At 66.0% G+C, this 8,517-nt stretch carries 6 protein-coding genes and 1 pseudogene; 2 read left to right on the top strand and 5 right to left on the bottom strand.

From position 1 onward, the window contains the following. Window positions 1-805 (bottom strand): TPM domain-containing protein (locus IAE24_RS24035; RefSeq protein WP_442778814.1); only part of this gene is annotated, 805 nt, incomplete at its 3' end. A 9-nt stretch (window positions 806-814) separates the two neighbouring features. Beyond that, window positions 815-1,402 (bottom strand): LemA family protein, encoded by a 588-nt coding sequence (locus IAE24_RS24030; protein ID WP_012202362.1) that lies wholly within the window; start codon window positions 1,400-1,402, stop codon window positions 815-817. Window positions 1,403-1,550: 148 nt separating this feature from the next. On the opposite strand from IAE24_RS24030, the gene IAE24_RS24025 reads away from it, so the two are divergent. Together IAE24_RS24025 and IAE24_RS24020 are read left to right on the top strand one after the other, a co-directional pair. Further along, window positions 1,551-2,537 (top strand): YheT family hydrolase, encoded by a 987-nt coding sequence (locus IAE24_RS24025; RefSeq protein ID WP_199961881.1) that lies wholly within the window; start codon window positions 1,551-1,553, stop codon window positions 2,535-2,537. Window positions 2,538-2,542: 5 nt separating this feature from the next. Continuing rightward, complete coding sequence (locus IAE24_RS24020) at window positions 2,543-3,094, top strand: DUF2946 family protein (RefSeq protein WP_199961882.1); 552 nt, start codon at window positions 2,543-2,545, stop codon at window positions 3,092-3,094. Between the two features lie 51 nt (window positions 3,095-3,145). Here IAE24_RS24020 and IAE24_RS24015 read toward each other — a convergent pair. The 3 genes and pseudogenes from IAE24_RS24015 to IAE24_RS24005 form a co-directional block, all read right to left on the bottom strand. Then, window positions 3,146-3,682: pseudogene (locus IAE24_RS24015) on the bottom strand (c-type cytochrome); the annotation flags it as partial. Between the two features lie 218 nt (window positions 3,683-3,900). Next, window positions 3,901-5,358, bottom strand: coding sequence for an efflux transporter outer membrane subunit (locus IAE24_RS24010; protein ID WP_099732454.1), 1,458 nt, complete (start codon window positions 5,356-5,358; stop codon window positions 3,901-3,903). Further along, window positions 5,351-8,506 (bottom strand): efflux RND transporter permease subunit, encoded by a 3,156-nt coding sequence (locus IAE24_RS24005; RefSeq protein WP_065346887.1) that lies wholly within the window; start codon window positions 8,504-8,506, stop codon window positions 5,351-5,353. Before IAE24_RS24005 ends, IAE24_RS24010 begins: the two co-directional genes overlap by 8 nt. Window positions 8,507-8,517: the final 11 nt, after the last annotated feature.

Below are 8,517 nucleotides of genomic sequence, written 5' to 3'. Positions count from 1 at the left end.
AGCCGCCACCACCGCCCCATCCACCGCCGCCACCCCTGCCGGAGCGGCCGCTTCCCAGCAGGGTGAACAGCAGCGTGACGACTCCCGCTCCTGCGGCGACGAGCAGACTGGCCGTCACCACATAGGCGGCAATGCCGGCGCCTGCCCCCGCCAGCACGGAGGCCAGCGGCCGGCCCAGTACCGAGCGCAGGATGGGACCGACCACGGCCACGCCGAAGAAGAAGAACAGCATCAGGTCTTCCATGTCGAAGCCCCTGTCCGGGCTTTTGGAAGACTGGGGGCTGGAGGAGGGCGCCGGCAATTGCTCGCCCGCAATGCGCGCTGCCACCTGGTCCAGCGCAGCGGTGATGCCGCCCGCATAGTCCCCCTGGCGAAAGCGCGGTGCCATCTGCTGGTCGATGATGCGCGCGGCTGCCAGGTCGGGGATCGCGCCTTCCAGCGCGCGGGCCACTTCCATGCGCATGCGTCTGTCGTTCTTGGCAATCACCACCAACAGGCCGTCGCCCACGTCGCGGCGGCCGATCTTCCAGTCACTGGCCACGCGCCAGGCATAGGCGGCAATGTCCTCGGGCGCGGTGGTGGCCACCATCAGCACGACGACCTGCGAGCCCGACTTCTGTTCGATGCCACGCAGCCTGTCTTCAATGGCGCGTGCCTCATCGGCCGACAGCGTGCCCGTCTGGTCGATGAGCCGCGCCGAGAGGGCCGGCACGGGCTGCGGCGCCTGCGCCAGCGTGCTCTCGGGCAGCAGCAGCATGGTCAGGGCAAGGGCGCAAAGCATGCGCCACAGTGGCACCAGGGACATGGTCACGGCTTACTTGTTGCCGAAGTCCACCGTGGGCGGACGGGAGATTTCGGCCTCGTTCTGCACGCTGAAGCTGGGCTTGGGTTCGTAGCTGAAGACCTTGGCCGTCAGATTGGTCGGAAAGCTGCGCGCCAGCACGTTGTAGGACTGCACGGCCTGGATGTACTGGTTGCGCGCCACGGTGATGCGGTTCTCCGTGCCCTCCAGCGTCACGCGCAGGTCGCGGAAGCCCTGGTTGGCCTGCAGCTGGGGATAGCGCTCGGCCACCACCATCAGCCGCGACAGGGCACTGGACAGCTCGCCCTGCGCCTGCTGGAACTTGTTGAAGGCCTCGGGGTTGTTGACCAGCTCGGGCGTGGCCTGGATGGAGGTGGCCTTCGCGCGTGCCTCCACTACCTTGGTCAGGGTTTCCTGCTCGAAATTGGCCTCGCCCTTGACCGAGGCCACGATGTTGGGCACCAGGTCGGCACGGCGCTGGTACTGGTTGAGCACCTCGCTCCAGGCCGACTTGGTCTGTTCGTCAAGACGCTGGAAGTCGTTGTAGCCGCAGCCGGTCAATGCCAGGACGGTGGCAAGCGTGGCGAGTAGACGTTTCATAAGATGGCAACCTGAAAGCGACAATGGAAAACAGTATCGCGCACGATGCATGCGCAATGCTGGCGATTGTGCTGCGCGCCCGGCCTGCTGCCCTGTAGGGCAAAGGCCATTGCGCAGCGGTGTGGCAAGGACTGCTAACAGGGCTTTTATGCACGAATTCACGGCGGCGCGCTGGTTGCCCGGGGGCCATGCCCAGACCATCTGGCCGGCACTGTTCGCGCGCCGCTGGCCGGCGGGCCAGGCGGCGCCCGCCTGGCGCTGGGAGCGCTGGGATACCCCGGATGGCGACTTCATCGATGTCGCCTTCGGCGGTGCTCCCACCCTGCCTGCCGATGCGCCATGGCTGGTGCTTTTCCATGGCCTTGAAGGCTCGGCGAACAGCCACTATGCCCAGGCCATGGCCTGGGTGGCCGCGCAGCGTGGCTGGCACATGGCCGTGCCGCACTTTCGCGGCTGCAGCGGCGAGGTCAACCGGGGCCCGCGCGCCTATCACTCGGGCGATGTGCAGGAGGTGGACTGGATACTGCGCCGCCTGCGCGCACGGTCTTCCCGCCCGCTCCATGTGGTGGGTGTTTCCCTGGGCGGCAATGCGCTTGCGCGCTGGGCCGGTCTGCAGGCAGACAAGGCCGCCGAGGTGGTCCAGGCCCTTGCGGCGGTGAGTGCGCCGCTGGATCTGGCGGCTGGCGGCATGGCGCTGGGGCAGGGTCTGAACCGCTGGATCTACACACGCATGTTCCTGCGCACGCTGGTGCCCAAGGCGCGGGTCAAATGGGCGCAATTTCCCGGGCTCTTCGACCGCGATGCCGCGGTGCGCGCGCGCGATCTGAAGGAGTTCGATGACGCGTTCACGGCACCCGTGCATGGCTTTCTCGATGCGCACGACTATTGGCGCCGGGCGGCAGCCAAGCCTGTGCTGGGCAGCATTGCCGTGCCTGCGCTGCTGCTCAATGCGCTGGACGATCCTTTTGTCCCTGCATGCAGCCTGCCAGGGCCAGGCGAGGTCGGCCCACGGGTTACGCTGTGGCAACCGCCGCATGGCGGTCATGTGGGTTTTGCACAGGGACATTGGCCAGGGCATGTACTGGGCATGCCGCAGGCCGTCACGCAGTGGCTGGCAGACAGCGAACAAGGATGAATGCAATGGACGATATCGTGAAGCAGGCCATGGCCAAATGGCCCCATGTGCCCGCCTGCAGCGGCTGGCTGGGGCTGGACGATCGCGGGCGCTGGTATCTGCGCGATGAAGAGGCTCAGGCCTGCGGCGCTTTCGACAGCGGCATCCCGGGAGCCAAGGGCGCGGAGGTGCGCAACGAAAAGCTGGCGGACTTCATCGCCCGCAACTATCTTGCCGAGCCTGATGGTCGGTGGTTTTTCCAGAATGGTCCCCAGCGCGTGTATGTGGAACTGGAAAGCACACCCTGGATATGGCGGCTGCGCTGGGATGGCGAGCGCCTGCAGGTGCACAGCCACACAGGGGCAGAGCTGCAGGCCGCAGACATCAAGGAGGTTTTGATGGATGAGACAGGGCGCCTGTATCTGGCCATGCCCTCCGGCCTGGGCCTGGTCCATACGCAGGACATGGTCGATGCCGCTGCCGCGCTGGACGCCGGCATGCTGCCTGCCTGTGAAGAGGTGCCGGCACAGACGTTGCCGCAACGCTACGGTTTTGTGCGCAGTCCGGCCCGGGCATGAAAAAACCGGCCGAAGCCGGTTGGTGCCAGGCATCCTGGGCCTTGCTCAGTTGGCGGGTGCCGCTGCAGCTTCTGCTGCAGCGCCTTCTGCGGCCGGGGCCTTGGGCTCTTCAAACTTGCCACCTGCGGCATTGGCCATGTAGACCACGCCACGGGCAATTTCGGTGTCGTTGAAATCGCCGCCGCCTTGAGGCGCCATCGCTCCCTTGCCCTTGAGGGCCGAGTGCACCAGACCTTCTAGACCTTGTGCCAGGCGCGGGCCCCAGGCCGCGGCATCCGCGAACTTGGGAGCACCTGCGGCACCTGTGGCATGGCAGGCCGCGCATTGGCCCTTGAAGACTTCTTCACCCGAGCGCAGCGGGCGATTGGCATCCCGGATTTCCACGAGGCCGATTTTCTGCAGCCGCTGGGCCTTGGCCATTTCGGTCTGGGAAGCGCCGGCGCCGGCCTTGTCGGCCGAGCTCACATATTGCACGAGGCCGATGATCACGAACACCGGAACCACGAACGAGAAAAACACCGCCATCAGCAGCTGCTTGGGGTTCTTGATCGGGCCCGTATGGGCTTCTTCGGTGTGGGTTGCGCTCATGAAGTCCTCTTGTGTTGTGGGGGCGTGAGTCAACAACAAATTATATCGACGGGCCTCTTGCAGACACTGCGCGCAGACCCGGGTTGACCTGGGGCGCACATATGCCATGAGATGGATCAAGCAAATGGCAAATGCTTTCCGCGCGCCATGAAAAAGAGGTGTTCACCTTGCGGAGAACACCTCTGTGCGGTTGGCGCGGCAGATACCGGCCTTGGGTCTTACTGCGCGGGCGCGGGAGCCGGCGTGGCTGCCGCTGCTGTCGCCGTCCTGTCGGTCCAGCCGCCGCCAAGCGCCTTGTACAGCTCGATCTGGTTGAGCAGCTGCGCCAGACGCACGCTCACGGTGGACTGCTCCAGCGCGAACAGGGTGCGCTGTGCATCCAGCAGGTCCAGGTAGCTGGCCACGCCGTTGCTGTATCGCAGGTCGGACAGCTTCAGGCGTGCCTGCTCGGCTTCGAGCTGGGCACGCTGGGCCATGATCTGGTCACGCAGCGTGCCCTGGCTGTCCAGTGCGTCGGAGACCTCGCGGAAGGCGCTCTGGATAGACTTCTCGTACTGGGCAATGGCCACTTCGCGCTCGACCTTGGCCGCAGCCAGATTGGCCGAATTGCGGCCCGCATCGAAGATGGGCAGGAGGGCAGATGGCGCGAGGGTGAAGCCCCAGCTGCCGCTCTTGAACAGGCCCGACAGCTCGTTGCTGGCCGTGCCGAACTGCCCTGTCAGCGTGATGCGCGGGAAGAAGGCGGCACGCGCGGCACCGATGTTGGCGTTGGTGCTGATCAGCTGCTGCTCGGCCTGGCGAATGTCGGGCCGCTGCGTCAGCAGATCCGACGGGAGGCCGGCAGGCACGGCGGGCAGGTCGGCCGTGTCGCGCAGTCCCTGGCTGGAGCCCAGGCTGGCGAGCACGTCCGCTGGCAGGGACTGGCCCAGCAGCAGCACCAGGGCGTTCTCGTCCAGGGCGCGCTGGCGCTGCTGCTGCGCCAGCGTGGCGCGCGCAGCCTCGGTCAGCGAGACGGCCTGGCGGTAGTCCAGCTCGGACGCCACGCCCGTGTCGAAGCGCAGCTTGGTCAGCTTGATCGACTCTTCACGGGTCTGCAGCGTGTCGCGCGAAATCTTCAGCAGTTGCTCGTCGGCCAGCAGCGTGTACCAGCCGCTGGCCACAGCGGCCACCAGGCTGGTCTGCGCGGCGCGGCGAGCTTCCTCGGTCGCCAGGTACTGTGCCAGGGCCGCTTCCTTCAGGCTGCCGATGCGGCCGAAGAAGTCCAGCTCCCAGGAAGTGACGGCCAGGCCGACCTGGTAGCTGTTGACGTACTTGGTGCCCGAGCCCGTGGTGTTCGGGGCGCGGCTGGCGTTGACGCCGGCACCCACCGTCGGGAACTGGTCCGCGCGCGTGATCCGGTACTGGGCCTGGGCACGCTCGATGTTGAGCGCGGCCACGCGCAGGTCACGGTTGTTGTCCAGCGCGGTGCGAACCAGCTGCTGCAGGCGTGCGTCCTGGAAGAAATCCTGCCAGGGCAGCTGCGCTGCAGCCGTGCCGCCTTCCGCCGCAGCGGTGGCGTTCGCGCGGGTGTACTGCGCCGCGACCGGAGCGGCAGGGCGCTCGTAGGTGGGGATGAGCGAGCATCCCGCCAGGAGCACGGCGGTGGCGATGGCCACCGGGGTACTGCGATTAATCATGGCTCAAGGCCTCCTTGCCGGCCGGTGTGGACGGCGGGTTGTGCGTTTTGATCTTGCCCTTGAACAGCTTGCGCACCACGACGAAGAAGGTGGGCACGAACAGCACGGCCAGCACGGTGCCGGTGATCATGCCGCCGAGCACGCCGGTGCCGATGGCACGCTGGCTGGCCGAGCTCGCGCCCGTGGCGATCACCAGAGGCACCACGCCCAGGCCGAAGGCCAGCGAGGTCATGATGATGGGGCGGAACCGCAGGTGGGCGGCTTCCAGCGCAGCCTCGATCAGTCCCTTGCCTTCGGCCTGCAGGTCCTTGGCGAACTCCACGATCAAGATCGCGTTCTTCGCCGACAGGCCGATCACCGTCACCAGTCCGATCTGGAAGTACACGTCGTTGGAGTAGTTGCGCAGCAAGGTGGCAAGCACCACGCCCAGCAGACCCAGCGGCACGACCAGAATCACCGACAGCGGAATCGACCAGCTCTCATACAGAGCAGCCAGGCACAGGAACACGGCCAGGATGGCGAAGGCGTACAGGAAGATGGCTTGCGAACCCGCCAGCTTTTCCTCACGCGACTGGCCGGTCCACTCGAAGCCGAAGCCTTCGGGCAGCTTGGCAGCCAGCTTTTCCATCTCGTCCATGGCATCGCCCGAGCTGAAGCCCGGTGCGGCCGAGCCTTCGATACGCACGGCTGGGTAGCCGTTGTAGCGCACCGTCTGCTGGGCGCCCTTGACCCACTTGGTGGTCGCGAACGTGGACAGCGGCACCGGATCGCCCTTGGCATTGCGCGCGTTCAGGCGCAGCAGGTCGTCGGGCTGCATGCGGGCCGGAGCATCGGCCTGCACGATCACGCGCTGCAGACGACCCTGGTTGGGGAAGTCATTGACGTAGGACGAGCCCAGCGCCGTGGACAGCGCGGCATTGATCGAGGTGAAGTCCACGCCCAGGGCGTTGGCCTTGTCGCGGTCGATCTCGATGCGCAGCTGGGGCGCGTCCTCCAGACCATCGGGACGCACGCCAGCCAGCACCTTGCTCTGCCCGGCCATGCCCAGCATCATGTTGCGGGCATTGATCAGCGCATCGTGTCCGTGGCCGGCACGGTCCTGCAGGCGGAACGAGAAGCCCACGGCGTTGCCCAGTTCGGGAATGGGCGGCGGGTTCACGGCGAACACGAAGGCATCGCGGATGCCCGACGTCATGCCCATGATGCGGCCCGTCATGGCGTCCACCGTGGAGTTCGCTCCCTTGCGCTCGGACCAGTCCTTGAGCGGCACGAAGGCGAGGGCGGCATTCTGGCCCTGGCCGGAGAAGCTGAAGCCCAGCACGCTGACCATGTTGGCCACTTCGGGCTGCGGCAGCACGGCTTCTTCCACCTGCTTCATCACCTCCAGCGTGCGCTCCTTGGCGGCGCCAGGGGGCAGTTGCACGTTGACGATGAAGTAGCCCTGGTCCTCGGTCGGCAGGAACGAGGTCGGCAGGCCACGGAACACCACCACGGCGCCCGCGATCACGGCCAGGTACACGCCGATCATCAGCACCGAGCGCTTGAGCAGTCGGGCCACCCAGCCTTCATAGGACTTGGCCGAGCGTGCGAACGTGCGGTTGAACCAGCCGAAGAAGCCTTTCTTCTCGTGGTGGTGACCGGCTTCCACGGGCTTGAGCAGCGTTGCGCACAGGGCCGGCGTCAGCGTCAGCGCCATGAAGGCCGAGAAGCTGATGGAGGCGACCATCACGATGGAGAACTGCCGGTAGATATTGCCGGTGGACCCCGCGAAGAAGGCCAGCGGTATGAACACCGCGATCAGCACCAGCGTAATGCCCACGATGGCGCCCGAGATCTGGCCCATGGCCTTGATCGCGGCTTCGCGCGGCGGCAGGCCTTCCTCGCTCATGATGCGCTCGACGTTCTCCACCACCACGATGGCGTCATCCACCACGATGCCGATGACCAGCACCATGCCGAACATGGCCAGCACGTTGATCGAGAAGCCCACGGCCTGCATGACCGCGAAGGTGCCCAGCAGTGCAATGGGCACCACGATGGTCGGGATCAGCGTGTAGCGCCAGTTCTGCAGGAACAGGTACATCACGAGGAACACCAGCACGATGGCTTCCAGCAGCGTGTGGGCGACCTTCTCGATGGAGATGCTCACGAACTTGGAGCTGTCGTAGGGAATGGAGTACTTCACGCCCTTGGGGAAGAACTTCTGCAGCTCTTCCATGCGCGCATGCACGGCCTTGGCCGTGGCCAGCGCATTGCCGCTGGGCGTCAGCTGGACGCCGATACCCACGGCATCCTTGCCGTTCAGGCGGGCGGAGGTCGCGTAGGCCTGGCCGCCGATCTCGATGGTGGCCACGTCCTTGAGGCGCACGGTGGAGCCATCGGGATTGGCGCGCAGCACGATGTTCTCGAACTGGCCGATCGAAGACAGCTGGCCCATCACCGTCACCGTGGCGGCGATCTTCTGGCCCGTGATGTTGGGCAGGTCGCCAATGGCGCCGCTGGCCACCTGGGCGTTCTGGCTGCGGATGGCGGCCGTCACGTCCTCGGCCGAGAGCTTGTAGCCCTGCAGCTTGGCGGGATCGAACCAGATGCGCATCGCCTTTTCGGTACCGAACAGCTGTGCCTGGCCCACGCCGGCCACACGCTGGATTTCGGGAACGATGTTGCGCGAGGCGTAGTCACCCAGGGCCACCGTGTCATAGGCCTTGGCGTCCTCGGACGACAGCATGATGAACAGCAGGAAGTTGGACGACGCCTTGTCCACGCGCACGCCCTGCTGCGTCACGGACGCAGGCAGGCGCGGTGTGGCGCGCGACAGGCGGTTTTGCACGTCCACCTGCGCCAGGTCCACGTTGGTGCCGGCCTCGAAGCTGATGGTGATGCTGCCCGTGCCATCGGCCTGGGCCACCGACTCCATGTAGACCAGACCGGGCGAGCCGTTCATCTCGCGCTCAATCACGGACAGCACGCTGTCTTCGAGCACCTTGGCGGACGCGCCTGGATAGGCGGTGTTGATGACGATGGCCGGAGGAGCCACCTTGGGGTATTGAGCGATCGGAAGCTTGGTCAGCGCGATACCACCGAGGACGATGATGAATAGCGCGACGACCCATGCAAAGATCGGTCTGTCAATAAAGAACTTGGCCATTGCTGAGCCCC

Source organism: Delftia sp. S65, from assembly GCF_016516495.1.
GTDB classification, from domain to species: domain Bacteria; phylum Pseudomonadota; class Gammaproteobacteria; order Burkholderiales; family Burkholderiaceae_C; genus Comamonas; species Comamonas acidovorans.
The sequence above is the reverse complement of the archived record's forward strand: the minus strand, read 5'-3'. Positions and strand labels throughout refer to the sequence as shown.

Coding starts and splice junctions, on each gene's coding strand:
- IAE24_RS24030 (WP_012202362.1), bottom strand. CDS start 1,402: ATGAAACGTCTACTCGCCACGCTTGCCACCGTCCTGGCATTGACCGGC.
- IAE24_RS24025 (WP_199961881.1), top strand. CDS start 1,551: ATGCACGAATTCACGGCGGCGCGCTGGTTGCCCGGGGGCCATGCCCAG.
- IAE24_RS24020 (WP_199961882.1), top strand. CDS start 2,543: ATGGACGATATCGTGAAGCAGGCCATGGCCAAATGGCCCCATGTGCCC.
- IAE24_RS24010 (WP_099732454.1), bottom strand. CDS start 5,358: ATGATTAATCGCAGTACCCCGGTGGCCATCGCCACCGCCGTGCTCCTG.
- IAE24_RS24005 (WP_065346887.1), bottom strand. CDS start 8,506: ATGGCCAAGTTCTTTATTGACAGACCGATCTTTGCATGGGTCGTCGCG.